Genomic DNA, 25,402 nt, shown 5'->3' with positions numbered 1-25,402 from the left:
ACTGACGCCGTCACCCGCTTCGACCGAAGTCGTTCGAACTGAGGTAACCTTCGTCACCGTTGTGAAGCATCACACAGCCCGACCGGAGAAACCCCATGTTGTGCCAGCACAAGACCCCCTGTCCGACCGCCGACGCCGTCGACCGGGAGGCCGCGCGGATCGTCGCGACCTTCCGCGAGCAGGGCTGGAGCCTGCTCTGCAACGGCGTCATCGTCTTCGATGACACCGGTGAGATCCTGCCCGACGGCACCATGATCGAGCCGCACCGCGGCCCGGCCGTGCACGCCCTCGCGGCCTGATCCGCACCCGCCCCGCCGTCACTGACAGTGACGGCGGAGACACCGGAGCCCACCGCACCACCTGACGGGGCCGCGACCAGCGCCGACCGCGGCCCACATCGGCGGCTCACTCCTCGAACGCCTCCGGCGACGGGCACGAGCAGACCAGATTCCGGTCGCCGTACGCACCGTCGATCCGCCGCACCGGCGGCCAGTACTTCGCCGTCCGGTCCACCCCCGCCGGGAACCCCGCCACCGACCGCGGATACGCGTGGTCCCACTCGTCCGCCGTCACCGCCGCCGCCGTGTGCGGAGCGTGCACCAGCGGATTGTCGTCCCGGGGCCACCGGCCCTCCCCGACCGCCGCGATCTCCTCGCGGATCGCGATCATCGCGTCGCAGAACCGGTCCAGTTCCGCCAGATCCTCGCTCTCGGTCGGCTCCACCATCAGCGTGCCGGCCACCGGGAACGACATCGTCGGCGCGTGGAAGCCGTAGTCGATCAGACGCTTCGCCACGTCGTCCACCGAGACCCCGGTCGCCTTCGTGATCGGCCGCAGGTCCAGGATGCACTCGTGCGCCACCAGGCCCCGGTTCCCGGCGTACAGCACCGGGTAGTGGCCGGCCAGCCGGGCCGCCACGTAGTTGGCCGCCAGCACCGCCGTGCCGGTCGCCGCGGCCAGGCCGTCCGGGCCCATCATCCGCAGGTACGCCCACGAGATCGGCAGGATCCCGGCGGAACCGTGCGCCGCCGCGGACACCGCGTGGTGCTCGCCCGGCTCCAGCGGATCGCCGGGCAGGAACTCGGCCAGGTGCGCCCGCACCGCCACCGGGCCCACCCCGGGACCACCGCCGCCGTGCGGGATGCAGAACGTCTTGTGCAGGTTCAGGTGCGACACGTCCGCGCCGAACCGGCCCGGCTTCGCGTACCCGACCAGCGCGTTCAGGTTCGCGCCGTCCACGTACACCTGGCCGCCCGCGTCGTGCACCTGCGCGCACAGCTCGGCGATCCCCCTCTCGTACACGCCGTGCGTCGACGGGTACGTCACCATGATCGCGGCCAGCCGGTCCGCGTGCGCGGTGATCTTCGCGGACAGGTCCGGCAGGTCCACGTTGCCGGCGTCGTCGCACGCCACCACCACGACCCGCATGCCTGCCATCACCGCGCTGGCCGCGTTCGTGCCGTGCGCACTGGACGGGATCAGGCACACGTCACGGTGCGCCTCGCCGCGGGACCGGTGGTAGCCGCGGATCGCCAGCAGCCCGGCCAGCTCGCCCTGCGAACCGGCGTTCGGCTGCACGCTCACCGCGTCGTACCCGGTGATCTCCGCCAGCCAGCCCTCCAACTGCGCCACGAGGGCCTCGTAGCCCGCGGTCCGCGACGCCGGCGCGTACGGGTGGATGTTCGCGAACTCCGGCCAGCTCACCGGCTCCATCTCGGTGGTCGCGTTCAGCTTCATCGTGCACGAACCCAGCGGGATCATGCCCCGGTCCAGCGCGTAGTCCCGGTCGGACAGCCGGCGCAGGTAGCGCAGCATCGCCGTCTCCGACCGGTGGGCCCGGAACACCGGATGGGTCAGGTAGGTGCTCCGCCGGGCCAGCGCGTCCAGCCCCGACGCGAACGCACCCGCCGCCGCCGCGCCGAACGCCGCCAGCACCGTCGCCACGTGCGCCTCGGTGGTCGTCTCGTCGCAGGCCACCGACACCCGGTCGTCGTCCACCAGCCGCAGGTCGACGCCGCGCTCGGCGGCCGCCGCGACCACCGACGCGGCGCGGCCCGGCACGACCGCGGTCACGGTGTCGAAGAACGCGGCGTGGGCGACCTCGACGCCGGCCGCGGCGAGACCGCCGGCCACCGACAGAGCCCGATCATGGGTACGCCGGGCGATGTCGCGCAGCCCGTCCGGCCCGTGGTACACCGCGTACATGCTCGCCATCACGGCCAGCAGCACCTGCGCCGTGCAGATGTTGCTGGTCGCCTTCTCCCGCCGGATGTGCTGCTCGCGGGTCTGCAGCGCCAGCCGGTACGCGGGCGCGCCGTCGGCGTCGCGGGACACCCCGACCAGACGGCCCGGCAGCGACCGCTCCAGCCCGGCGCGCACCGCCAGGTAACCGGCGTGCGGGCCACCGAATCCCAGCGGTACGCCGAAGCGCTGCGTGGTACCCGCGGCGATGTCCGCACCGATCTCCCCCGGCGCCCGCAGCAACGTCAGCGCCAGCAGGTCCGCGGCCACCGTCACCAGCGCACCGGCCGCGTGCGCCGCGGACACCAGCGCGGCGTGGTCACGCACCGCGCCGGACGCACCCGGATACTGCAGGTGCAGGCCGAAGTACGCGTCCGGCAGCGGGTCGCCGGCGTCCAGGTCGACCAGCCGCAGCTCGATGCCGAGCGGCTCGGCCCGGGTGCGCAGAATGGCGAGCGTCTGCGGCAGCGTGTCCGCGTCCACCACGTACACCGGCGACTTCACCTTCGACGCCCGCCGGGCCAGCGTCATCGCCTCCGCCACCGCCGTGCCCTCGTCCAGCATCGACGCGTTCGCCGTGGTCAGGCCGGTCAGATCGGTCACCATGGTCTGGAAGTTCAGCAACGCCTCCAGCCGGCCCTGACTGATCTCCGGCTGGTACGGCGTGTACGCCGTGTACCAGGCCGGGTTCTCCAGCACGTTGCGGCGGATCACCGCCGGCGTGAACGTGCCGTAGTAGCCCAGCCCCAGCATCGACGTGCTGAGCTGGTTGCCCGAGGCGATCGCGCGCAGCTCCGCGATCGTCTCCTCCTCGGTCGCCGCGGCCGGCAGGTCCAGCGTGCCGTGCCAGCGGATCACCTCGGGGATCGCGGCGTCCATCAGCTCGTCCACCGAGGCGTACCCGATCGCCTTGAGCATCTGGGCCTGCTCGTCGGCGTCCGGACCGATGTGGCGGGAGGGAAAAGTCGTCATGGGCACTCCTGGCGGAAGGTCAGCGGACGGACCTCCCCCTCTGTCGTACCCGGAAAGGGCACTCCAGAGTCGCCTCGCCCGCGTGGTCCGTTTGCCTGAGAGGTTCCGGGGAGGAATTGCCCCTTCGGCGCCGCCGGCCGTCTCCGGCCCGGCGGGCTCTCCCACGCGGCTGGCGACCAACCTACCAGCGCACCCGTTACGGCCGCGTGTCCCTAAGGTGTGGCGTGTGACCTACTCTCCCGCGGGCGACCGCTACGACACCATGACCTACCGGCGGGCCGGCCGCAGCGGCCTACGGCTGCCCGCCGTCTCGCTCGGCCTGTGGCACAACTTCGGCGAGGGCCGGCCGCTGGAGACCCAGCGCGCCATCGTGCGCCGCGCGTTCGACCTCGGCGTCACCCACTTCGACCTGGCCAACAACTACGGACCGCCGCCGGGCAGCGCGGAACGCAACTTCGGCCTCCTGCTCGCCGACGACCTGCGCCACCACCGCGACGAACTCGTCATCTCCACCAAGGCCGGCTACCACATGTGGCCCGGCCCGTACGGTGAGTGGGGTTCGCGCAAGTACCTGGTCTCCTCGCTGGACCAGTCGCTGGCCCGGCTCGGCCTGGACTACGTCGACATCTTCTACCACCACCGGCCCGACCCGGACACCCCGCTGGAAGAGACCATGACCGCGCTGGACGCGGTGGTCCGGGCCGGCAAGGCCCAGTACGTCGGAATCAGCAACTACGACGCCGAGCAGACCGCCCAGGCCGCCGCCATCCTGCAGGAACTCGGCACCCCGCTGCTCATCCACCAGCCGTCGTACTCGATCCTCAACCGCTGGATCGAGAAGGACCACCTGCTCGACACGCTGGAACGCGTCGGCGCCGGCTGCATCGCGTTCAGCCCGCTGCAACAGGGCCTGCTCACCGACCGCTACCTGGGCGGCATCCCGGACGACTCGCGCGTACGCACCAGCGTCTTCCTCAACGAGAGCGACCTCGACAACCAGACCATGGGCCGGATCCACGCGCTCAACGACATCGCCAAGGGCCGCGGCCAGTCGCTGGCCCAGATGGCCCTCGCCTGGGCGCTGCGCGACCCCCGGATGACCAGCCTGATCATCGGCGCCAGCAGCGTCGGGCAGCTCGAGACCAACGTGGCCGCGCTGGACGGCCCGCCGCTGACCCGCGAGGAGCTCGACGCCATCGACGGGACCGTGCTGGACCTGTGAACGACGTCATCCTGTCGGTCGTGGTCGGCTCCCGGGCGTACGGCCTCGCCGGCCCGGACTCCGACCACGACCGGCGCGGTGTCTTCGCGGCACCGACCCGCGCGTTCTGGCACCTCGACAAGCCGCCGACGCACCGCGACGGACCGCGCGACGAGGAGTTCTCCTGGGAGATCGAACGGTTCTGCACGCTGGCGCTGCAGGCCAACCCGACCGTGCTGGAGGTGCTCTGGTCACCGCTGATCGAGCGGGTCACCGACGAGGGCCGCCGGCTGCTCGCGGCCCGGTCCGCGTTCCTGTCCACCCGGGTCGCCGACACCTACGGCAACTACGCCCGCGACCAGCTCGCCCGGGTCGAGGCCCGGCAGGCGCGCACCGGCGAGACCAACCACAAGCAGGCCATGCACATGATCCGGCTGCTGCTGGCCGGTGCCCACGTGCTGCGCACCGGCGAGATCCTGGTCGACCTGTCGCCGCTGCGCGACCGGCTGCTCGCCGTCCGCCACGGCACCGCGCCCTGGCGCACCTGGGCGCAGACCCTGCTCGCCGACCTGGCCACGGCAACCTCGGAAACCCGGCTGCCGGCGCGGCCCGACCGCGAGAGGATCGACACGCTGCTGACCGGCGTACGCGAAAGGGGCCTGCGATGACCGTGGACGTGCCCGCCTGGGCCGCGGAGGTGGCCACCGACGTGCCGTACCCCCTGATCTTCGCCACCGTCAGCGGCGCCCACCTGTACGGCTTCGCCTCCGTCGACTCCGACCTCGACGTGCGCGCCGCGCACGTGCTGCCCGCCGCCGAGGTGGTCGGCCTGCGCACCGGCCCGGAGACGGTGCAGGCCGGTGGCGTGCGCGACCGCGTCGAACTCGACGTGGTCAGCCACGACCTGCACAAGTTCGCCCGCCTGCTGGCCACCCGCAACGGCTACGTCCTGGAACAGCTGTTGTCGCCGCTGGTGCTCGCCACCTCCCCGGTGCACGCCGAACTGGCCGGCCTGGCGCCCGGGCTGGTCACCCGCCACCACGCCCACCACTACCTGGGCTTCGCGGCCACCCAGGAACGGCTGTTCGCCCGCACCGGCGAACTCAAGCCCGCCCTGTACACGCTGCGGGTGCTGCTGACCGGCCGGCACCTGATGCGCACCGGCGAGGTGGTCGCGGACCTGAACCGGCTCGACCCGCCGGCGTACGTACCGGATCTGATCGCGGCCAAGCGGGCCGCCGAACACGGACCGTTCCCGGCCGCCGCGCGGGCCGCCCTGGACCGTGACGTGCCGCGCCTGCGCGCCGAGCTGGAGGCGGCCCGCGACGCCTCGGCGCTGCCGGACCGGCCCGACCCGGACGCCCTGACGGCGCTGCACGACCTGGTGGTCCGGGTCCGCCTCAGCTGACCGGGTTCAGCACGGCGCCGGCCACCGTGTCGACGTACCAGCGCTCGAACCGCTCCACCGGCCAGCCCCGCTCCCGCACCAGCCAGTCGTAGTTGCGCACGTCCATGGCCAGCCACAGCACGTCGGCCACGCGGTCCACGTCGTGACCGGCGCGCACCGCCCCGGTCGCCACCAGCTCGGCCGCGAAGACCGCCATGCCCTGGCGGCGCTCGGCCCGGTTCTTCTCCCAGATCTCCGCCGCGTCCGGGTCCGCCGTCGCGGCCCCGGCCAGCGCCACCATCACGTCCGCCTGACGCGCGTGGGTGGTGGTCAGGTGCCGGGCGAACCGGGCGAGCTTGGCCCGCGGATCCGCCAGCGCCCGGATCTCCGCGACGAACGGCCGGTCCGGCACCGCCACCGGCGCGTCGTCACCGGCCACCGTCACGTCGACCAGCGCGGACAGCAACTGCGGCTTGCTGCCGAACGCGGCGTAGACGGTCTGCACCGCCACGCCGGCCTCGGCCGCCACCGCGGTCAACGGCGTGGCCGCGTACCCCGGCTCCACGAACAGCCGGCCGGCGGCCGCCAGGATCGCCCGGCGGGTCTGGCGGGCCTGTTCCTGTCGCCGGGCCGAGTCGTACCGCCGCTTGACAACCACGCCCGCAGTGTAGTGCTCTATTCGATAGAGGTTCACTACAACGAAATTGGGGACGCCATGCCGTTCGGAGTGCTGCAGGAGATGCCGGGCGTCAGCCCGGAGGAATACCGGCTGGTCGAGCAGCACCTCGGCCCGGACCGGCCGCCCGGCCTGCTGGCCCACGTCGCCGGCCCGGTCGACGGCGGCTGGCGCATCATCAACATCTGGCAGGACGAGGACGCGTTCCGGCGGTTCCAGTCCGAACGCCTGATCCGCGCCGCCGGCCTCGCCGCCCAGACCGACGGATTCGACCCCGCCAAGGCCGCCGGCTTCCGCGCCGTCACGGTCGACGGCAACGAGATGCCCTTCTGATGGCCGCCATCGCCACCCTGCGCGACCGCAACGCCGCCTTCTGGGCCCGGGCCGCCCCCGGCTGGATCGCCAACGCCGACCGGCACGACCAGTGGGCCCACCCGATGGGCGCCGCCGCCCTGGACCGGCTCCGGCCCCGCCCCGGCGAACGCATCCTCGACATCGGCTGCGGCTGCGGCGGCACCACCGCCGACCTCGCCGCCGCCGTCCGCCCCGGCGGCACCGCGGTCGGCCTGGACCTCGCCGCCGCCATGGTGGACGCCGCGCGGACCCGGTTCCCCGAGGCCGAATTCCGCCACGCGGACCTGGAGACCGCGGCGCCGCCCGGCCCACCGTTCGACGCGGCGTACTCCCGCATGGCCCTGATGCTGCTCGCCGACCCCACCGCCGGCTGCACCGCGATCCGCCGCGCGCTCCGGCCCGGCGGACGCCTCGCCGCCACCGTCTTCCGCGACGCCGCCGCCAGCCCCTGGCTGCACGCCACCCTGCTCGGCGCCGCCCCGCACCTCGGACCCCTGCCGCCGCTGCCACTCGGCGCCGAACCCGGCCCGTTCGCGTTCGCCGACCCCGCCCGCGTCACCCGGATCCTCGCCGCGGCCGGCTTCACCGCCATCACCGTCGAATCACACGACGCCACGATGGACGTACCCGACGATCCCGACGCGGTCGCCGACTGGCTGATCACGCTCGGCCCGGCCGGGGCGGCCTACCGGACCGCTCCCCCGCCACAACGCGACGCCGCCCGCGCCGAAGCCGCCCGGCTCCTGGACCGGTACCGCACGCCCGGAACCGGATTCCGCCTGCCCACCGGGATCTGGCTCGTCAGCGCGGAGCGTCCGGCGTGACACCGCCGGTCACCCGCCCGGCGGCCCCCGCCGCTCTGGCCATGGTGGCGGTCCTGACGGCCGGCGGCTGCGCCGACCGCCCGGCGGCCGCGCCGGAGGTCCCGCCGCCCGCCGCATCGTCCACCGGCGACGTCGCGTCCCCTGCCCCCGAGGGCTGCGGCGACGTCGCCGACCAGGTCCGCCGGCACCTCGGGCAGGCCGCCGTCCGGTCGGTCACCGCCGAGGGCCAGTGCACCACGATCGTCGTCACGGCCGTCGACGCCGATCCCGCCGCCGCCACCCGGCTCTGCGACGCCGCGGCCCGGGTCGCGTACACCGGCGACGTCAATTCCGTCCGGATACTCGGGCCGTCCGGCGACGAACTCGCCAACGGCATCGCGGGCGCGGACTGCCTGACCGGCTAGCCGCCCGGACCCAGCATGCCGTGAGCGGCTGGCCGCTCGGCCCGGAGGGCCTGTGCGCCTGTGCGCCTGTGCGCCTGTGCGCCTGTGCGTCTGCTGACCTTGGCGTGGAAAGTGTCGTACAGGTGTTCGATACTGGGTGGCGTGCAGGGAGAACTCGAACGACTCGCCGGGGAGCTGGGCAAGCACGCCCTCGCGCCGCTCTGGTCACTGACCGACGCCGAGATCGCCGACACCCTGCACGCCGCCCACCGCCTGCAACAGATCGCCGCCGCCGTCACGCTGCACGTGATCCGGCAGGCCGACCTACGGGAGCTGCACCGCGAGGACGGTTTCCGCACCACCGCCACCTGGCTGCGCACCCAGCTCCGCCTCGATCCCCGCACCGCCCGTGACCTGGTCGACCACGCCACCACCCTGGACCATCGCCCGCATCTCGACCACGCACTGAGCACCGGAGCCATCGACGCCCGGCACTCCGAGGTCATCGCCGCCGCCCTCCGCGCCCTGCCGGCCGACACCCCCGCCGACACCACCGACCGAGCCGAGGCGATCCTGATCGACCACGCCCGCCACCTCGAACCGGCTCCGCTCGGCAAGGCCGGTCACCGCATCCTCGAGCACATCGCGCCCGAGGTGGCCGAGGAGGCCGACCGGCTCGCCCTGGAACGGCAGGACGACCGCGCCCACCGCGGCCGCGGCCTCACCCTCTCGGCACCGTGGAACGGCACCGTCCGGATCACCGGCCGGCTCGGCGTGGAGGACGCGGCGATCGTGCACGCCGCCCTCGACCCGCTCTGCGTACCGCACCACGACGACACCCGCACACCCGCCCAGCGCCGCGCCGACGCGCTCACCGACGTCTGCCGCCTCGCCCTGCGCACCGGCGAGCTGCCCGACAACGGCGGCGAGCCGCCCCAACTGGCCGTCACGGTCGAACTCGATCCGCTGACCGCCGCGCTAGGGCGCGGTCTGCTGGACACGGGCGAGCGCGTCACCCCGGCGACCGTCCGGCGCCTGGCCTGCGACGCGCAGGTCCTGCCCGTCGTGCTCGGCGGCCCCGGTCAGATCCTGGACGCCGGACGGGCCCGCCGCCTGGCCACCGGCCCGCTCCGCCGCGCGCTGGCCGTACGCGACCGCGGTTGCGCCTTCCCCGGTTGTGACCGCCCGCCGCGCTGGTGCGACGCCCACCACATCCGTCCCTGGTCGGACGGCGGACCCACTGCCCTCGACAACCTGGTGCTGCTGTGCCGCCACCATCACCGCGAGATCCACCGCGGCGACTGGGCCGTCCACCTCGCCGACGACCGGCAGCCCGAGTTTCGGCCACCCGCCCGCCTCGACCCCCGGCGACACCCCCGCCGCAACATCTTCCACCGGCGCACGTGACGGTCACGCGCGCCCGAACACACCGCCTAGAGCATCCTAGGATTCTACGAGCCGAGCGGTAAGTGGGACCGCGGTATCCGTTTGGTCTATGTTCGAAGGCTCACCGATCCCCCGCGTCAGCCGAGGGAAGACGACGCCCCCACCGTTCCGCAGGGCCGCCGGTGACCGTCGGCCGGGGGCGGGCGACGGCCGGCCCGCGCTCCACCTCACCGGACTCGCCAAGACCTTCGGCGGCAACACCGCGGTCGACCACGTCGACCTCCCCGACCTCACCGACCTCACCGTCCCGGCGGGATCGTTCTTCGGGCTGGGTCGGGCCGAACGGCGCGGGCAAGACCACGACGCTGTCGATGGCGGCCGGGCTGCTGCGGCCCGACGCCGGTACCTCGACGGTGTTCGGCGCCGACATCTGGGCCGATCCCGTCCGGGCCAAGGCCCTCATCGGTGTACTCCCGGACAGCCTCGCCCTGCCCGAACGGACACTGGTGGTCGACTACTCCACCGGCATGCGCAAGAAGATCGGGCTGGCGACCGCGCTCCTGCACGCACCCCGGCTGCTGGTGCTCGACGAGCCCAGGCGGTCGACCCGGTGTCGGCGGTGGCCCTCAAGACGATTCTGGCCCGCTTCGTCACCGGCGGCGGCTCGGTGGTGCTGTCCAGCCACGTCATGGCGTTGGTCGAGCGGGTGTGCGACACGGTGGCCATCATGGTCCAGGGCCGGGTGGTGGCCGAGGGGCCGCTCGACGAGGTCCGCGGCGAGGGTTCCCTGGAAGACGTTCGTCCGGCTGGCCGGCGCCGACGCTCGCGTCGCTGAAGGGCTGTCGTGGTTGGCGTCCTGATCCCGATGAAGTGGGCGATCATCGGCAACTCCATGACCGGCGGTCGCGCCGCCCTGATGGTCACCGGCGGCACACTCGGCCTGCTCGTCGCCGTCGCCACCATCTGGCTCAGCCTGCTCGATCCGTCCGGGCCGGGTGTGGTCCCCGACCTGCTCGCCACGGCGTACCTGATGTGGATGCTCGGATGGGTGGCCGGCCCGGTCTGAGGTGCCTCGTCGGTGCTGCGGGCCGACCATTTCGCGCTGCTGCCGCTGCCCCGACGACGGCTGGCACTCGGGTTGCTCGGTGCCGCCTTCGTCGCCGTCACCTCGGCCGTCACGGCGTTGGCGTTCCTCAGCCTCGTCGTCTACGGCATCCGTCTGGGTGCGCTGCCGGCCCTGGTGGCGGTGCCGGCGGCCGGCCTGAACCTGGTGCTGGTGGTGCTGCTGTCGCGCGCGTCGTACAGCGTGCTCGGACTGATCGCCCGCCGGCGCGCCGGTTCGGCGTTCACCGGCCTGCTGCTCGCGGCTCCGCACCTGGTGGCGCGACCCGGCCGCACCTCGATGCTCGCGATCGTGTACGGCTGGGCGCTGGGAACCGCGCTGCTGCCCCTGACCCTCGGGCGGACCGAGGCGCTGCCCTTGGCCGGTGCCGGTATGGCCCTGATGGCGGCCACGGTGGCCTGCAACCTCTACGCCGACGACGGCACCGCGCTGTGGCTGACCCTGCAGACCGGCACCGAGAACCCGGACGTGCGTGGACGCCAGTGGGCGCACCTGCTGGTCTTTGGGGTTCCCACGGTCGCCGCCACGGTCGGCCTCACCCTGCGGAGCGGCCACGCCTGCGCCTGGCCGTGGGTACTCACGCTGGTTCCGGCCCTGCTCGGCGGCGGCGTCGGCCTGGCCGTCGTCACCTCGGTCGTCGCGCTGGCACCCGGCCCCGACGCGCACAAACGGCCCGACAACCCGCTGGAGCACGGGGAGACCTCCTGGCAGTCGCAGGTGCTGTTCTGGATCTGCCTGCTGCTGCCGGTGCCGGCCGTCGTGCCCGTCATCGTCGGCACCGTGCTGGGAAACCCGGTCCTGGTGTGGTCCGGCGTTCCGATCGGGCTGCTCACGGGTGTGTTGCTGGCCTGGTGGCTGGGGCGGGTGGCGATCAACCGGCTCCGGGCCCGCGGCCCCGAGATGTTGTTCCTGATGCGCACCGGGCGGCCCGGGACGACCGCCGCCGGCGACGGGACCGGCAACCCCGAGGCCGGCGACCCCGAGGCCGGCGTACCCGCGAGCAAGCTGACCGGACGGGAGAGCCTGGCCGCCGGCGCGTGCTGGATCCTCGGCCCGCTCTGCCTGTTCCCGCAGGGCCTCGTTCCGATGGTGTTCCTGCTGGCCGGCTCGGATCTCACGCTCTGGTTCCTGCCGCTCCACCTGCCCGATCCGTGGCGCTGGCCCGGAGCTGTCGTGCTGAGCCTGCTCGGGATCTTCCTGGTGTACGAAGCGACCCGGCTCACCGTCAAGAGCACCCGTCCGGCGCCGCACCCTGGCGACCGGTCGGCGGCCGACACCGACGCCGGACACACCGCCTAAAGCGTCCTAGGATTCTAGGAGTTAGGTGAGGGGCGACCGCGCGGTCTACCCTGTACGCATGACCACCCCAGTCGTGCACCTCGCCCGGCCCCACCGGCCGGTGCTGGTCGCCGGGACGCTGAGCGAGCTGGCCGGGCCGGTGCACGGTCCGGTGGAGCTGCCGCTGCGGCTGTGGTGGAATCCGAACCGGGTGTTCGACCTGGACCAGCACGACTCGCTGCTGTGGATGTACGAGAACGTGCTGCGCGAAGCCGTGCACGCCGACGAACTCCGCCGCTACCTGCACGGGCCGACGCTGGTGCGGGTCTGGCCGGAACTCAACCTCCCCCGAGGCGTCCGCAACGCCTGGGAGGCCCGGCACCGAGCCCTGCGCACGGCACCCCACAGCACGGCACCCCACAGCACGGCACCCCTCGGCATGGCACCCCTCGGCACGGCACCCCTCGGCAAGGCCCGGCTCAGGACCAGCCCGCCTGCGTGAGCGTCGACCCGTTCTACACCGACGTCGCCCGCATCGCGCTCGGCGTGGCGGACAAGCACGGCTTCGTCCTCGGCGGCGGCGTCGCCTGGCTGGTCAACGGCCTCGTGGAGCGGCCCACCGAGGACGTCGACCTGTTCACCGACACCGACGACGGGGTGATCGCCGCGGCCGGCGAGGTGTGCGCCGCCCTCACCACCGCCGGGTACACCGTGGCGCGCGAGGCCGCCGACGAGCTGTTCGCCGGCATGGAGGACAGCCTGCGGGAGTTCCTCGTCGCCGACGGCGCCCGGGCGCTCCGGCTCACGCTGTGCCGGCTGGACCGCCACCGCGCCCCGGTCGTGATGGACCTGGGGCCGGTGATGCACCTCGACGACCTGGTCGCCACCAAGGTCGCCGCGCTGGTCGGCCGGCGCGAGGTCCGCGACTACATCGACGTCGCCGCGGCGCTCGACCGGTACCCGGTGGACCGGGTGCTCGAGCTGGCCCGCGCCGCCGACCCGGGTCTGGACGACGCGGACATCGCCGAGGCCGGGCAGTACCTGGACCGGCTCGACGACACCCGCTTCGCGGTCTACGGCCTGGACGCCGCCGCGATCACCCGCCTCCGCGACCGCCTACGGTCCTGGCCGCGCTGACCCGGCGCGCCCGGCCGGCCGCAACCGGCCCGCAACCGTCCGCGCACCCGGCCGGCAACCCGGCGTACCCATCCTGGTGTGCACTCCGCAGGGTCCCGCGACCGGCCGGGTGCGAGCGCTCGCACCCGGCCGTCGTGCTGTGGATAGAGTCGGTGCCATCATGACGCTCATCGACCGCCTGCCCGGCACCGCCGAACCCGACGCCGTCTTCGATGCCTTCTCCGGCTGGGTGTCCGAGCAGGGTCTGACGCTCTACCCGCATCAGGAGGAGGCGCTGATCGAGGTCGCCACCGGGTCGAACGTCATCCTCAACACCCCCACCGGCTCCGGCAAGAGCCTGGTCGCCACCGGCGCGCACTTCGTCGCGCTCGCGGACAAGCGGACCACCTTCTACACCGCGCCGATCAAGGCCCTGGTCAGCGAGAAGTTCTTCGCGCTCTGCGCGGTCTTCGGCGCCCGGCACGTCGGCATGCTCACCGGCGACGCCAGCGTCAACGCGGACGCGCCGATCATCTGCTGCACCGCGGAGGTGCTGGCCAACCTGGCGTTGCGCGAGGGCGCCGACGCCGACGTCGGCCAGGTCGTGATGGACGAGTTCCACTTCTACGCCGAGCCGGACCGGGGCTGGGCGTGGCAGGTGCCGCTGATCGAGCTGCCGCAGGCCCAGTTCCTGCTGATGTCCGCGACGCTCGGCGACACCACGCGCTTCGTCGACGACCTGACCCGGCGCACCGGCCGGGAGACCGCGGTGATCGCGACCGCGGAACGGCCGGTCCCGCTGTTGTTCTCGTACGCCATGACGCCGCTGCACGAGACCATCGAGGAGCTGCTCACCACCCGTCAGGCGCCGGTGTACATCGTGCACTTCACCCAGGCGGCGGCGCTGGAACGCGCGCAGTCGCTGATGAGCATCAACATGTGCACCCGCGCCGAGAAGGATTCCATCGCGGCGGCCATCGGCAACTTCCGGTTCACCGCCGGGTTCGGGCGCACCCTGTCGCGGCTGGTGCGCCACGGCATCGGCGTGCACCACGCCGGCATGCTGCCGAAGTACCGCCGCCTGGTCGAGACGCTGGCGCAGGCCGGCCTGCTGAAGGTGATCTGCGGTACGGACACGCTCGGCGTCGGCATCAACGTGCCGATCCGCACCGTGCTGTTCACCGGCCTGAGCAAGTACGACGGCGTGAAGACCCGGCTGCTCAAGGCCCGCGAGTTCCACCAGATCGCGGGCCGCGCCGGACGCGCCGGGTACGACACCATCGGCACCGTCATCGTGCAGGCCCCCGAGCACGTCATCGACAACGAACGCGCGCTCAGCAAGGCCGGCGACGACCCGAAGAAGCGGCGCAAGGTGGTCCGCAAGAAGCCGCCGGAGGGCACCATCGGCTGGGGCCAGCCCACGTTCGACCGTCTGGTCGGCGCGGACCCGGAACCCCTGACCTCGTCGTTCCAGGTGTCGCACGCGATGCTGCTGAACGTCATCGCCCGTGGCGGCGACCCGTTCCAGGCGATGCGGCATCTGCTCACCGACAACCATGAGGAACCGGCCGCGCAGCGCCGGCACGTGCGCCGCGCGGTCGCCATCGCCAAGGCGCTGATCGCCGGCGGCGTGATCGAGAAGCACGGCGACCGGTACCGGCTGGTCGAGGACCTGCAGCTGGACTTCGCGCTCAACCAGGCGTTGTCGCCGTTCGCGCTGGCCAGCCTGGAACTGCTCGACCCGGAGTCGCCGGACTACCCGCTGGACGTGGTCTCGATCATCGAGTCCACCCTGGAGGACCCGCGCCAGGTGCTGTCCGCCCAGCGGCAGAAGGCCCGTGGCGAGGCGGTCAACGCCATGAAGGCCGAGGGCATCGAGTACGACCAGCGGATGGAACTGCTCGAGGACGTCACCCACCCCCGTCCCTTGCTGGAGTTGCTGGAGGCCGCCTACGAGACGTACCGGCGCGGGCATCCGTGGGTCGCCGACTACGAGCTGAAGCCGAAGTCCGTGGTCCGCGACATGTACGAGCGGGCCATGACGTTCACCGAGTACGTGTCGTTCTACGGCCTGTCCCGCTCCGAGGGCCTGGTGCTGCGGTACCTGGCGGACGCCTACCGCGCGCTGCGCCAGACCGTGCCCGAGGACGCCCGCACCGAGGAACTCGGCGACCTCATCGAGTGGCTCGGCGAGCTGGTCCGCCAGGTCGACTCCAGCCTGCTGGACGAGTGGGAGCGGCTGCGTGACCCGTCCGCCGACCCGGCCGAGGTGCGGCTCGACGACCAGCCGCCCGCGGTCACCCGCAACGTCCGCGCGTTCCGGGTGCTGGTCCGCAACGCGCTGTTCCGGCGGGTGGAACTCGCCGCGCTGCGCCGCGCCGACCTGCTCGGCGAGCTGGACGCGGAGGCCGGCTGGACCACGGACCGCTGGGCCGACGCGCTGCAGCGCTACTACGACGAGTACGACGAGATCGGCACCGGCCCGGAGGCCCGCGGTCCGGCGCTGCTGCACATCGACGCCGGCCCGGCGACGTGGACGGTCCGTCAGGTGTTCGACGATCCGAACGAGGACCACGACTGGGGCATCGAGGCCACCGTGGACCTGGCCGCCTCCGACGAGGCCGGCGCCGCCGCGATCACCGTCCTCGACGTCGGCCCGCACTGACGCCCCGCGCCGGCGCCGGGCCACCCGGTCGACCACGGCCGGCGGCGGCGTCGCGGAGCGCCGTGACGAACGCGGCGACCGCCGGATGCCCGGCGGCGCCGCGCCGGTAGGCGATCCGGGTCCGCCGCCGGGTCGGCAGCGGCACCAGGCGTACCCCGGCGGGCGGCCGGTCCGCCGCGAGTTCCGGCACCAGCGCCACCCCCTGACCGGCCCCGACCAGGGCCAGCACGGTGGCGAAGTCGTCGGCGTGGTGGCGTACCCGTGGCCCGAACCCGGCGGTCCGGCACACCTGCACCGCCACCGTGTGGCACAGGGTGCCCGGGCTGCCGACGATCCAGGGCACGTCCGGCAGGTCGCCGACCCCGGACGCGGGCAGGTCCGCGGGTACGGCCAGGTACACCGTCTCGTCCAGCAGCGGCACGCCGTCCAGTGCCGGGTCGGGCCGCACCGGCACCACGTCGTAGTCGTGCAGCAGGCCGACGTCGAGCCGCCGCTCGTGCAGCGCGGCCGGCACGGCGACCGGGTCCATCTCGCTGACCAGCAGTTCCAGCGCGGGGTGGTCCCGGCCCAGCGCCACGAGCGCGGCCGGCAGCAGGGTGCGGACCGCGGTCGGGTACGCCCCGATGCGCACCGGACCGGACAGCCCGGCGGCGGTGGCGGCGAGCGCGGCGGTCGCCTCTTCCAGCGCGGCCAGGACGTTGTCGGCGTGGCCGGCGAGCGTCCGGCCGGCCGGGGTGAGCGTGACGCCACGGCCGGCGCGTTCCAGCAGCGGCCGGCCGGCCTCCCGTTCCAGCGCGGACAGTTGTTGCGACACCGCGGACGCGGTGTAGGTGTGCGCCTGGGCGACCGCGGCGATGGTGCCGAGCCGGGACAGGTCGCGCAGCAGGCGCAGGCGGCGCACGTCGAGCATCAGCGCAGCTTACGCAATGCGCCAGAAAGACGAACTGGATCTTAAGGTACGGCTACCGCAGGCTGATCCCATGACGCTGACCGGGCTGTACGTACCGATGATCACGCCGTTCGACGCCGCGGGGGCGGTGGCCGCCGACGTGCTGACCGCGCTCGCGCACGACGTCCTGGACGCCGGTGCCACGGGCCTGGTCGCGCTCGGCACCACGGCGGAACCGGGGTCGCTGACCGGCCCGGAGCGGGACACCGTGGTGGACGTGCTGGCCGGCGTGTGCCGGTCCCGGTCGGCCGGCCTGCTGGTCGGCGCCGACACCGTCGCGGCGGTCCGCGCCCTGCGGACCCGACCCGAGGTGACCGCGGCGCTGAGCCTGGTCCCGCCGTTCGTCCGGCCCGGCGCGGACGGCGTCGTCGCGCACCTCACCGAACTTGCCGGCACCGGGGTGCCGATCGTGGTCTACCACGTGCCGTACCGGACCGGGCAGTCCCTGCCGGAGGCGGCCCTACGACGGCTGGCCGGCGTGCCGGGAGTGGCCGGCGTCAAGTACGCGACCGGCGCCGTCGACCCCACCGCCGTCGCCCTGCTGGCCGACCCGCCTGCCGGACACACAGCGCCGGGCGGCGACACAGCGCCGGACGGCACAGCGCCGGGCGGCACAGCGCCGGACGACACAGCGGGACCGGGCGGTTTCGCGGTGCTGGGCGGCGACGATGCCGTCGTCGCGCCGCTGCTGGCACTCGGCGCGCACGGCGGCATCCTGGCGTCCGCCCACGTCGCCACGGCCGCTTTCGCCGAACTGATCGCGGCGTGGCGGGCCGGCGACGCGGCCCGGGCCCGGCCGCTCGGGCGGCGGCTCGCCGGATTGTCGGCGGCCCTGTTCGCCGAACCCAACCCCACGGTGGTCAAGGGGGTGCTGCACGCGCGGGGCCGCATTCCGACCCCGGCGGTACGCCTCCCGCTGCTCCCGGCCGCCCGCGACTCGGTGACCGCGGCGCTGCGGCACGCCGAGTCGCTCGAGAACGCCGGCTGACCCCCGTGCGCCGGCCGGTCGCCTGCCCGGCGCCGCCCCACCGCCGGGTGACGCCGGCGGTGGAGGGCGATCGCGGTCGCTATTCGCTGCGCAGGCCGCCGGGCTTGGTCAGCCGCCACAGCAACGGCAGGCTGGCCGCCGTGGTCAGCAGCACCACCAGCGCCGCCGCGCCGGACGTCGCGCCGATGCCGAGCCAGTCGAGGCGGATCGGGGCGCCCGCCGCGGCCTGTAGGACCGCGCCCAGGCCGGTGCCGACGACGACCGCCAGGCCGAGGCCGAGCAGCACCGGGACGGCGATCTGGTACAGCACCGATCCGCCCAGCGTGCCGCGGCGGGTGCCGAAGGCGACCAGGATCGCCAGCAGCCGCCGCCGTTCGCGCAGTTGCTCGATCACGTTGACGAGCATGCTGGCGCCGACGAGCAGCAGCAGCGCGGCGGCTCCGACGAGCACTGCCTCGCGGATGGTGGACAGGACCGAGGCGAAGGTCCGGTCCGGCAGCGTACGGATCATGGCGGTGGGATCGATCCGCGCGGCGGCGTTGCGGAGCCGCTCGATCGCGGCCGGGTCGCCGGTGTCCAGCCCGACGTAGACCCGGTCGGCCGCCAGGGTGGGCCGGGCGTCGCGCACGGCGGCGGGGGTGGCCAGGACGGTCGGCCCGTAGGCGGCCTCGAGGCCGGTGCCGCGGCCGGGCACGGTCGGGGCGTTGCCGGGCAGGGTCCAGGCGACCGTGCGGCCGCTGCCGGGTTCGCCGAGGGTGTACGTGGTGCCGGGGGTGACCGCGGCGCCGCCGGCCGCGCCGTCCGTCTGCGGGACCAGGATGAAGACGTCCCCGTCGGCGCAGTCGCCGATGGTCGCGCGCAGCCGCAGCAGGGTGCAGTCGGCGACCTCGACCGCGTGGGTGTAGCCGTCCGCGGGTGCCGGGGTGGGCGTGGCGGTGACCCGGGACAGGACCCCGGCGGTACGGACGCCGGGGGCGTTCGCCAGGCCCTCGGTCCACCGTGCCGCCGCGCCGGCGGAGGGCAGGACCATGGCCTGGTAGTTGCCGGCCGGGTCGGTGCCGCCCTCGGCCGAGTACTGGCCCTGCACGGCGGACAGGACGCCCTGCAGCGCGATGGCACCGGCCACCGAGACGGCGATGCCGGAGACCGCGCGGACCGCGGTGCCGCTGTCCAGTTGCAGCCGGCGCACGGCGAGCTGCCAGGCGACGCCGCCGCCGTCCAGCCGGCGGACGGCCGCGTCGACCAGCCAGGGCAGCAGCAGCGCCACCCCGATCAACAGGGCCGCCATGCCGGCCATGGCGACGTAGGCAAACCCTTCGCCGCCGCTGGCGTCCGGGCCGCTGCGCACGGTGAACAGCAGGCCGATGCCGACGACGGGCAGGATCAGCCGCCACCACAGGCGCCGGCGGCGGGCCGTGCTGTGCCGGACCACGCCGAGTGGTTCGAGCACCACCCGCCGCAGCGCGGACACGGTGACCAGCACCGCGCCGACCGGCACCACGACCGCGACGATCGCGGCCAGCATCGGGACCGGCCGCAGGTCGGCGCGGTAGAAGCTCATCCCGGGTGGCACCAGCCGGCTCGCCAGCAGTCCGACGACGGCGAACAGCAGCGCGCCGGTCAGCAGCCCGAGCACCGCACCGGCAAGGGTTTCCCCGGCGGCGATCCGCCGGGTCATGGCGGCGTCCGCGCCGACCAGCCGGAGCGCGGCGAGTTGCCGGTCCCGGGCCTCGCCGCCGAAGCGGACCGCGGTGGCCAGGAAGACCGCGACCGGCAGCAGCAACGCGACCAGCCCAACCAGGCCGAGGAGCAGCAGCGGTGCCGCGATGCCCTCGTCGACGGCGCGGGACGAACCGAACGACCGGATCCGGTGCGCGGTCTCGTCGGTGAGCGAGTCCACGCCGAGGTAGAAGACGAACTCCTGGGGGTTGAGCACGCCCTCGGGGCCGAGCGTGCCGACGATCCGCCCGTTCCACCGTTCGGCCAGCAGCGCGCCCTCGCCGGTGGCGAGGTGTTCGGCGAGGGCGGGCGAGACCACCATCTCGCCGGGGGCCGGGATCCGGTCCGCGCCGGGCGGCAGTGGTGCGCGGTCGCCCTCGCGCTGGACCAGGCGGCCGTGGATGGTGCGTTCCCCGTAGAGGGAGTTGGCGTCGGCGATGAGCATGGTGTCGTCGCCGCGGGGGATCTCCGACTGGTTGTCGATGGCGCGGGCCACCAGGCGGGTGTCGCGCGCCGCGACCAGGGCCGGGACGGTGGCGGCGAGCAGCAGCATGGTCACGCCCAGGCCGACGCCGGCGGCGATCATGGCGAGCCGGGCCCAGCCGGAGCGGCCGCCGGCCACGCTGAGGCGTACCCCCATGGCCAGTTCGGCGAGCAGGCGGGACCGGGTGCCGCGGCGGTGCGGCGGGGTGACGCTCATCGGGCGTGCACCTGCTCACGGACCCGGCCGTCGCGGACCACGGCCTCGCGGTCGGAGTACGCGGCGACCCGCGCCTCGTGGGTGACCAGGACGACGGCGGTGCCGGTGTCCCGGGCCGCGCCGGTGAGCAGCTGCATCACCCGTTCCCCGTTGAGCGAGTCCAGGGCGCCGGTCGGCTCGTCGGCGAAGACCACCCGCGGTCCGCTGACCAGGGCGCGGGCGACGGCAACCCGTTGGCCCTGCCCGCCGGAGGCCTGCCCGGGCCGCTTGCCGGCCACGTCGGCGACCTCCAGGCGGTCCAGCCAGGCGGCGGCCCGGCGCTGCGCCTCGCGCCGCCGGACGCCGGCCAGGCGCAACGGCAGCGCCACGTTCTCCAGGCAGGTCAGTTCCGGCACGAGCTGCCCGAACTGGAAGACGAACCCGAATTCGGTACGCCGCAGCGCGCTGCGCTCGGTGTCGGACATCGCGGACAGGTCGCGCCCGGCGTAGCCGACCCGGCCGGAGTCCGGGGTGAGGATCCCGGCGAGGCAGTGCAGCAGCGTGGACTTGCCGGAGCCGGACGGGCCCATCAGCGCCAGCACCTCCCCGGCGTAGACGGTCAGCGACGCCGAGTCCAGCGCCCTGGTGGGGCCGAAGCTGAGGTGCAGGTCGTCGGCGATGAGCAGGGGTGGCTGCAGATGGTTGACCATCAGATCTCCTGGGTCGACGGGGGACGGACCTGGGCGGCGAGCTGGTCGAGGCGCGCGGCGGTGAGTTCCAGCCAGCGCAGATCGGCCTCCAGGTGGAACAGGGCGTGGTCGCAGATGAGGTGGTCGGCCAGGTCACCGCCGGTCTTGCGCCGGGTCAGCTCGCGCATCAGCCGCAGATGCTCGGCGCGCTGGATGTCCAGCAGGTCGGCGGCGTCCCGGCCGGTCAGCAGCGCCAGGACCACCTTGGTGTAGAGCGTGCTCTGCAGGTACGGCTCGGGCTTCTCGGCGTGGGCGAGCCAGCCGGCCACGTCGGTGACACCGGCCTCGGTGATCGCGTACCGCTTGCGGTCCGGACCGTCGCCAGGCTCGGACCGCACCTCGACGAGGCCGTTCTTGAGCAGCCGGGCGAGGGTCGAGTACACCTGCCCGTAGTGCAGTTCCCGCCCCCGGCCGAACCGTTCGTCATAGGAACGCTTCAGGTCGTAACCGTGGCGGGGACCGGACTCCAGCAAACCGAGCAACGCATGACCGACTGACATGCCGGCGACTATACACACCACGTACACACTTGGTGTATACCCAGGTCAGAGCGTTAGGCCGGGATCTGGGTCGTAACCGGGTCCGGCTCCCGGCGGCCGGTGCGTTCCGCGCCGATCCCGGCCACCACCACGAACCCGATCCCGGCCACCGCGTACCCGGTCGGCACCTGATGCAGCGCCACCAGGCCGATCAGCAGCGCGATCGCCGGCTCCAGGCTCATCAGCGTGCCGAACGCCGCGGTGGTGAGCCGGCGCAACGCCAGCAACTCCAGGCTGAACGGGATGATCGGCAGCAGCACGGCCAGCCCCAGGCCGAACAGCACCAGCCCGGCGTCCAGCCGCGGCAGCACCGCCGGACCGACCGCCAAGGTGGCCACCAGAGCCGCCACCGGCATCGAGACGGCCAGCCCCTGCAGACCGCTCACCCGGTCGCCGACCCGCTGGGTGAGCAGGATGTACACGGCCCAGCACGCCCCCGCGGCCAGCGCGAACCCCACGCCCACCGGATCCGCGCCGCCCCGCCACGGCTCGGTGAGCAGCAGCACGCCGACCGCGGCCAGGGCCGGCCACAGCTTGGCGCCGTGCCGGCCGCGGAACACCGCGACACCCAGCGGCCCGAGGAACTCCAGCGCGCTGGCCGTGCCCAGCGGCAGGCGGGCGATCGCGGCCATGAACAGCACCGTGACGCCGGCCGTCACCACCCCGAGTCCGGCGCAGGCGAGCAGCGCGGAGCGGTCCAGGCGGCGCAGGCTCGGGCGGACCAGCAGCGGCAGCAGCAGCCCGGCCCAGGCCAGCCGCAGCCAGGCCGCGCCCTCCGCGCCGAGCTCGTCGATCAGGCCGATCGAGGCGGCGAGGCCGAGCTGCACCAGCAGCATCGACGCGATCGCCAGCAGGGTGCCCGTGCGGGCCGGGTTGCCGGTCATGGCGCCAGTACACGGCAGCGGGATCGTTCACGTCCACGTGGTAATCCTGGACACACCGTTCAGGTATTCCGGACAATATCGGCATGGACACCCGCCGCCTGCGGATACTGCGCGAACTGTCCCGCCTCGGATCGATGCGCGCGGTGGCCGAGGAGATGGGGCTCACCACCTCCACCGTGTCCCAGCAGGTCGCCCTGCTCGCCCGGGACGCCGGCACGGCGCTGATCGAACCGGACGGCCGCCGGGTCCGGCTCACCCCGGCCGGGCGCCGGCTCGCCGAGCACGCCGTGACCATCCTGGCCGCGGTCGAGGCGGCCCGGCTGGACCTGGACCCGGACGCCGAGCCGGCCGGCACGGTGCGGGTCTCCGGGTTCGCCACCGCGATCCGCCGGTCCCTGCTGCCGGTCATGGCGCGGCTGCGCGACACGCACCCGCGGGTCCGGATCGCAATCGCCGAGCACGAACCCGTCGAACAGCTCGCGCTGCTCGCCACGGACGCCGTCGACCTGGCGCTGACCTACGACTACGACCTCGCCCCGGTCGCGTTCGGCGCCACGCTGGTGGCCCGCCCGCTCTGGTCGGTGCCGTGGGCGGTGGGCGTGCCGGCCGGCGCCGCCGACACCGGCGTGCTGACCCGGGACTGGATCGTCAACTCGCGCAACACCGCGGACGAGACGGTGGTCCGTACCCTCGCCTCGATCCGGGGTTTCCGCCCCCGGATCGCCCACCAGGCGGACAGCCTGTCACTGGTGCAGGACCTGATCGTCGCGGGACTGGGCGTCGGCATGCTGCCCGCCGATCAGCCCACCCGGGCGGGCGTGCGGCTGGTGCCGCTGACCGATCCGGAGGTACGGCTGCGGGCGTACGCGGTGACCCGCCGCGGACGCGCGCAGTGGCCCCCGCTCGCGTTGCTGCTGCGCAGCCTCGGCGCACCACCGCCCTGACCCCGGGGGCCGCACCGGCCCCCGGCACCGCGCCCGCCCGCCGCGGTCAGGCCACCGCGCTCCCCCGGCCGGCGAGGCCGACGTACTCCCGCAGGTGCCGGGCGGTCAGCGTGTCCGCGGACCCGACCAGGTCGGCCGGCGTGCCGGTGAACACCACGCGGCCGCCGTCCTGCCCGGCGCCCGGGCCCAGGTCGATGATCCAGTCGGCGTGCGCCATGACCGCCTGGTGGTGCTCGATCACGATCACCGTGTTGCCGTCGTCGACCAGCCGGTCCAGCAGCGCCAGCAGCTGATCGACGTCGGCCAGGTGCAGGCCGGTGGTGGGCTCGTCGAGGATGTACGTGGCCGCCTTCTCCGCCATGTGGATGGCCAGCTTGAGGCGCTGCCGCTCACCGCCGGACAGGGTGGACAGCGGCTGCCCCAGCGACAGGTAGCCGAGGCCGACGTCGACCAGGCGGTTCAGGACCGCCCGCGCCTGCTTCTCGGTGAAGAACTCCTGGGCCTCGGTCACCGACATGGCCAGCACCTCGCTGATGTCCCGGCCGCGCAGCTTGTAGGTGAGCACCTCGGGGGTGAACCGCTTGCCCTCGCACCGCTCGCACACCGACGCCACCCCGGCCATCATGGCCAGGTCGACGTAGACCAGGCCGAGCCCCTTGCAGTTCGGGCAGGCGCCCTCGGAGTTCGCGCTGAACAGGGCCGCCTTCACGCCGTTGGCCTTGGCGAACGCGGTACGCACCGGATCCAGCAGGCCGGTGTACGTCGCCGGGTTGCTGCGCCGCGACCCGCGGATGCCGGACTGGTCCACCACCACCACGTCGTCCCGCCGCGGCATCGACCCGTAGATCAGCGAGCTCTTGCCCGACCCGGCCACGCCGGTGACCACGGTCAGCACGCCCAGCGGGATGTCCACCGACACGTCCCTGAGGTTGTGCAGTGTGGCGCCGGAGATGGTCAGGTGGCCGGTGGCGGTGCGCGGCTCGTCCCGCAGCCCGACCCGGTGGCCGATGAACCGCCCGGTCAGTGAGTCCGAGGCGCGCAGCCCGGCCACGTCACCCTGGAAACAGATCCGGCCCCCGGCCGGGCCGGCACCCGGTCCCAGATCCACGACGTGGTCGGCGATCGCGATCGTCTCCGGCTTGTGCTCCACCACCAGCACCGTGTTGCCCTTGTCCCGCAGGCGCAGCAGCAGCGAGTTCATCCGCTGGATGTCGTGCGGGTGCAGGCCCACGGTGGGCTCGTCGAAGACGTACGTGACGTCGGTCAGCGGCGAGCCCAGATGCCGCACCATCTTGACCCGCTGCGCCTCGCCGCCGGACAGCGTGCCCGACTCCCGGTCCAGCGACAGGTAGCCGAGCCCGATCTCGACCAGCGAGTCCAGGGTGTGCCGCAGGGTGGCCAGCACCGGGGCAACGGACGGCGCCTCCAGCCCGGCGAGGAACTTCGCCAGGTCGCTGACCTGCATCGCCGCGCACTCGGCGATGTTCCGGCCGGCGATCCGGGACGCCAGCACCTCCGGCTTGAGGCGGGTGCCGCCGCAGACGGTGCACGGCTGGAACGTCGCGACCCGGTCGATGAACGCGCGGATGTGCGGCTGGGCCGAGTCCCGGTCCTTCGACAGGTACATCCGCTGCACCTTCACGACGAGCCCCTCGTACGTCGTGTTGATGCCGTTGATCTTGACCTTGGTGCCGGGGTTGTGCAGGAACTGCTCCCACTCCTCGGCGGTGAAGTCGCGCAGCGGCTTGTCCGGGTCGAAGAAGCCGGACTCGGCGAATCCCTTCACGTACCAGCCGTCGGGGCTGAAGTTGGGCACCGTGATCGCCCCGGAGTTGATCGACTTGTCCCGGTCGACCAGGCCGTCGATGTCGATCGTGGTGACCTTGCCGAGCCCCTCGCACGCCGGGCACATGCCCTCGGCGTTGAACGAGTACGCCAGCGCGCTGCCCGCGCTCGGCTCGCCCAGCCGGCTGAAGACGATCCGGAGCATGGTGTACGCATCGGTCGCGGTGCCGAGCGTGGACCGGCTGTTCGCGCCCATCCGCTCCTGGTCCACCACGATCGCGGCGCTCAGGTTGTGCAGGGCGTCAACGTCCGGACGGCTGGGACTGCCCATGAACGACTGCAGGAACGCCGAGTACGTCTCGTTGATCAGGCGCTGCGACTCGGCGGCGATGGTGCCGAACACCAGCGAACTCTTGCCGGAGCCGGACACCCCGGTGAACACGGTGAGGCGGCGTTTGGGCAGGTCGAGCGAGACGTCGCGGAGATTGTTCTCCCGCGCACCGCGGACCTGGATGACCTCGTGGCTGTCTGCGATCTGAGTCACCGCGGGACCATATCCC

General features: G+C 73.6%; 22 protein-coding genes, 2 pseudogenes and 1 riboswitch. Of the genes and pseudogenes, 16 read left to right on the top strand and 8 right to left on the bottom strand.

Annotated elements, in window-relative coordinates:
• Window positions 1-98: 98 nt before the first annotated feature.
• On the top strand, window positions 99-299 hold the full coding sequence (locus LDL48_RS18960; RefSeq protein ID WP_225256658.1) for a DUF5999 family protein: 201 nt from the start codon (window positions 99-101) through the stop codon (window positions 297-299).
• 106 nt (window positions 300-405) lie between these two features.
• On the opposite strand, the gene gcvP is transcribed toward LDL48_RS18960, so the two are convergent.
• Window positions 406-3,213, bottom strand: a complete 2,808-nt coding sequence (gene gcvP, locus LDL48_RS18955) for an aminomethyl-transferring glycine dehydrogenase (protein ID WP_225256491.1) — start codon at window positions 3,211-3,213, stop codon at window positions 406-408.
• A 73-nt stretch (window positions 3,214-3,286) separates the two neighbouring features.
• A riboswitch (glycine riboswitch) is annotated at window positions 3,287-3,387 on the bottom strand.
• Window positions 3,388-3,439: 52 nt separating this feature from the next.
• Between gcvP and mgrA the strand changes: the two genes are divergently transcribed.
• Genes mgrA through LDL48_RS18940 form a run of 3 tightly spaced genes read left to right on the top strand, consistent with a single transcriptional unit; the run spans window position 3,440 to window position 5,822 of the window.
• Window positions 3,440-4,435, top strand: coding sequence for an L-glyceraldehyde 3-phosphate reductase (mgrA, locus tag LDL48_RS18950; protein WP_225256490.1), 996 nt, complete (start codon window positions 3,440-3,442; stop codon window positions 4,433-4,435).
• On the top strand, window positions 4,432-5,082 hold the full coding sequence (locus tag LDL48_RS18945) for a nucleotidyltransferase domain-containing protein (RefSeq protein ID WP_225256489.1): 651 nt from the start codon (window positions 4,432-4,434) through the stop codon (window positions 5,080-5,082). Before mgrA ends, LDL48_RS18945 begins: the two co-directional genes overlap by 4 nt.
• The gene (locus LDL48_RS18940) at window positions 5,079-5,822 is read left to right on the top strand and encodes a nucleotidyltransferase domain-containing protein (RefSeq protein WP_225256488.1); all 744 of its coding nucleotides are present in this window, start codon (window positions 5,079-5,081) and stop codon (window positions 5,820-5,822) included. Before LDL48_RS18945 ends, LDL48_RS18940 begins: the two co-directional genes overlap by 4 nt.
• On the opposite strand, the gene LDL48_RS18935 is transcribed toward LDL48_RS18940, so the two are convergent.
• Window positions 5,815-6,459, bottom strand: coding sequence for a TetR/AcrR family transcriptional regulator (locus LDL48_RS18935; RefSeq protein ID WP_225256487.1), 645 nt, complete (start codon window positions 6,457-6,459; stop codon window positions 5,815-5,817). The two genes, LDL48_RS18940 and LDL48_RS18935, sit on opposite strands and share 8 nt — an antisense overlap.
• A gap of 57 nt (window positions 6,460-6,516) precedes the next feature.
• Between LDL48_RS18935 and LDL48_RS18930 the strand changes: the two genes are divergently transcribed.
• The 10 genes and pseudogenes from LDL48_RS18930 (at window position 6,517) to LDL48_RS18880 (ending at window position 15,606) form a co-directional block, all read left to right on the top strand.
• The gene (locus LDL48_RS18930) at window positions 6,517-6,810 is read left to right on the top strand and encodes a hypothetical protein (RefSeq protein ID WP_225256486.1); all 294 of its coding nucleotides are present in this window, start codon (window positions 6,517-6,519) and stop codon (window positions 6,808-6,810) included.
• Window positions 6,810-7,655: a class I SAM-dependent methyltransferase gene (locus LDL48_RS43550; protein ID WP_255628460.1), complete on the top strand. Its 846-nt coding sequence runs from the start codon at window positions 6,810-6,812 to the stop codon at window positions 7,653-7,655. Before LDL48_RS18930 ends, LDL48_RS43550 begins: the two co-directional genes overlap by 1 nt.
• Complete coding sequence (locus LDL48_RS18915; protein WP_225256485.1) at window positions 7,652-8,059, top strand: hypothetical protein; 408 nt, start codon at window positions 7,652-7,654, stop codon at window positions 8,057-8,059. The genes LDL48_RS43550 and LDL48_RS18915 overlap by 4 nt, the downstream gene beginning before the upstream one ends.
• A 141-nt stretch (window positions 8,060-8,200) precedes the next feature.
• The gene (locus LDL48_RS18910) at window positions 8,201-9,445 is read left to right on the top strand and encodes an HNH endonuclease signature motif containing protein (RefSeq protein WP_225256484.1); all 1,245 of its coding nucleotides are present in this window, start codon (window positions 8,201-8,203) and stop codon (window positions 9,443-9,445) included.
• Between the two features lie 193 nt (window positions 9,446-9,638).
• Window positions 9,639-10,284 (top strand): annotated as a pseudogene (locus LDL48_RS18905) (ABC transporter ATP-binding protein); the annotation flags it as partial.
• Window positions 10,269-10,490, top strand: a complete 222-nt coding sequence (locus tag LDL48_RS18900) for a hypothetical protein (protein ID WP_225256669.1) — start codon at window positions 10,269-10,271, stop codon at window positions 10,488-10,490. The pseudogene LDL48_RS18905 and the gene LDL48_RS18900, both read left to right, overlap by 16 nt.
• A 12-nt stretch (window positions 10,491-10,502) precedes the next feature.
• Complete coding sequence (locus LDL48_RS18895; RefSeq protein ID WP_225256483.1) at window positions 10,503-11,846, top strand: hypothetical protein; 1,344 nt, start codon at window positions 10,503-10,505, stop codon at window positions 11,844-11,846.
• A gap of 58 nt (window positions 11,847-11,904) precedes the next feature.
• Window positions 11,905-12,225, top strand: a pseudogene (locus LDL48_RS18890) (hypothetical protein); the annotation flags it as partial.
• A gap of 98 nt (window positions 12,226-12,323) precedes the next feature.
• On the top strand, window positions 12,324-12,962 hold the full coding sequence (locus tag LDL48_RS18885; RefSeq protein WP_225256482.1) for a nucleotidyl transferase AbiEii/AbiGii toxin family protein: 639 nt from the start codon (window positions 12,324-12,326) through the stop codon (window positions 12,960-12,962).
• A gap of 160 nt (window positions 12,963-13,122) precedes the next feature.
• Complete coding sequence (locus tag LDL48_RS18880; protein ID WP_225256481.1) at window positions 13,123-15,606, top strand: DEAD/DEAH box helicase; 2,484 nt, start codon at window positions 13,123-13,125, stop codon at window positions 15,604-15,606.
• Here the strand turns inward: LDL48_RS18880 and LDL48_RS18875 are convergent.
• Complete coding sequence (locus LDL48_RS18875; protein ID WP_225256480.1) at window positions 15,578-16,516, bottom strand: LysR family transcriptional regulator; 939 nt, start codon at window positions 16,514-16,516, stop codon at window positions 15,578-15,580. The two genes, LDL48_RS18880 and LDL48_RS18875, sit on opposite strands and share 29 nt — an antisense overlap.
• Window positions 16,517-16,586: 70 nt before the next feature.
• Between LDL48_RS18875 and LDL48_RS18870 the strand changes: the two genes are divergently transcribed.
• A complete protein-coding gene (locus LDL48_RS18870; RefSeq protein ID WP_225256479.1) occupies window positions 16,587-17,543 on the top strand; it encodes a dihydrodipicolinate synthase family protein in 957 nt (318 codons plus the stop codon).
• A gap of 79 nt (window positions 17,544-17,622) precedes the next feature.
• On the opposite strand, the gene LDL48_RS18865 is transcribed toward LDL48_RS18870, so the two are convergent.
• Genes LDL48_RS18865 through LDL48_RS18850 form a run of 4 tightly spaced genes read right to left on the bottom strand, consistent with a single transcriptional unit; the run spans window position 17,623 to window position 22,113 of the window.
• A complete protein-coding gene (locus LDL48_RS18865) occupies window positions 17,623-19,962 on the bottom strand; it encodes an ABC transporter permease (protein ID WP_225256478.1) in 2,340 nt (779 codons plus the stop codon).
• Window positions 19,959-20,651 (bottom strand): ABC transporter ATP-binding protein, encoded by a 693-nt coding sequence (locus LDL48_RS18860; RefSeq protein ID WP_225256477.1) that lies wholly within the window; start codon window positions 20,649-20,651, stop codon window positions 19,959-19,961. Before LDL48_RS18860 ends, LDL48_RS18865 begins: the two co-directional genes overlap by 4 nt.
• Window positions 20,651-21,190 carry a PadR family transcriptional regulator gene (locus LDL48_RS18855; protein ID WP_225256476.1) on the bottom strand — a complete coding sequence of 180 codons (540 nt, stop codon included), beginning with the start codon at window positions 21,188-21,190 and terminating at the stop codon, window positions 20,651-20,653. The genes LDL48_RS18860 and LDL48_RS18855 overlap by 1 nt, the downstream gene beginning before the upstream one ends.
• 53 nt (window positions 21,191-21,243) lie before the next feature.
• Window positions 21,244-22,113, bottom strand: a complete 870-nt coding sequence (locus tag LDL48_RS18850; protein ID WP_225256475.1) for an EamA family transporter — start codon at window positions 22,111-22,113, stop codon at window positions 21,244-21,246.
• 83 nt (window positions 22,114-22,196) lie between these two features.
• On the opposite strand from LDL48_RS18850, the gene LDL48_RS18840 reads away from it, so the two are divergent.
• Window positions 22,197-23,057, top strand: a complete 861-nt coding sequence (locus LDL48_RS18840; RefSeq protein ID WP_272493069.1) for a LysR family transcriptional regulator — start codon at window positions 22,197-22,199, stop codon at window positions 23,055-23,057.
• A gap of 46 nt (window positions 23,058-23,103) precedes the next feature.
• Here LDL48_RS18840 and LDL48_RS18835 read toward each other — a convergent pair whose 3' ends face one another.
• A complete protein-coding gene (locus LDL48_RS18835) occupies window positions 23,104-25,386 on the bottom strand; it encodes an ATP-binding cassette domain-containing protein (protein ID WP_225256474.1) in 2,283 nt (760 codons plus the stop codon).
• Window positions 25,387-25,402 lie beyond the last annotated feature (16 nt).

This window comes from Jidongwangia harbinensis (assembly GCF_020216025.1).
In the GTDB taxonomy this organism is placed as follows: Bacteria; Actinomycetota; Actinomycetes; order Mycobacteriales; family Micromonosporaceae; genus Actinoplanes; species Actinoplanes harbinensis.
This window is presented reverse-complemented; position numbering and strand designations above follow the sequence as displayed.

What these genes read in the sequence shown, in the direction of transcription:
- gcvP (WP_225256491.1), bottom strand. Translation starts at nt 3,213, where the DNA reads ATGACGACTTTTCCCTCCCGCCACATCGGTCCGGACGCCGACGAGCAG.
- LDL48_RS18940 (WP_225256488.1), top strand. Translation starts at nt 5,079, where the DNA reads ATGACCGTGGACGTGCCCGCCTGGGCCGCGGAGGTGGCCACCGACGTG.
- LDL48_RS18930 (WP_225256486.1), top strand. Translation starts at nt 6,517, where the DNA reads ATGCCGTTCGGAGTGCTGCAGGAGATGCCGGGCGTCAGCCCGGAGGAA.
- LDL48_RS43550 (WP_255628460.1), top strand. Translation starts at nt 6,810, where the DNA reads ATGGCCGCCATCGCCACCCTGCGCGACCGCAACGCCGCCTTCTGGGCC.
- LDL48_RS18880 (WP_225256481.1), top strand. Translation starts at nt 13,123, where the DNA reads ATGACGCTCATCGACCGCCTGCCCGGCACCGCCGAACCCGACGCCGTC.
- LDL48_RS18875 (WP_225256480.1), bottom strand. Translation starts at nt 16,516, where the DNA reads ATGCTCGACGTGCGCCGCCTGCGCCTGCTGCGCGACCTGTCCCGGCTC.
- LDL48_RS18870 (WP_225256479.1), top strand. Translation starts at nt 16,587, where the DNA reads ATGACGCTGACCGGGCTGTACGTACCGATGATCACGCCGTTCGACGCC.
- LDL48_RS18865 (WP_225256478.1), bottom strand. Translation starts at nt 19,962, where the DNA reads ATGAGCGTCACCCCGCCGCACCGCCGCGGCACCCGGTCCCGCCTGCTC.
- LDL48_RS18860 (WP_225256477.1), bottom strand. Translation starts at nt 20,651, where the DNA reads ATGGTCAACCATCTGCAGCCACCCCTGCTCATCGCCGACGACCTGCAC.
- LDL48_RS18855 (WP_225256476.1), bottom strand. Translation starts at nt 21,190, where the DNA reads ATGTCAGTCGGTCATGCGTTGCTCGGTTTGCTGGAGTCCGGTCCCCGC.
- LDL48_RS18850 (WP_225256475.1), bottom strand. Translation starts at nt 22,113, where the DNA reads ATGACCGGCAACCCGGCCCGCACGGGCACCCTGCTGGCGATCGCGTCG.
- LDL48_RS18840 (WP_272493069.1), top strand. Translation starts at nt 22,197, where the DNA reads ATGGACACCCGCCGCCTGCGGATACTGCGCGAACTGTCCCGCCTCGGA.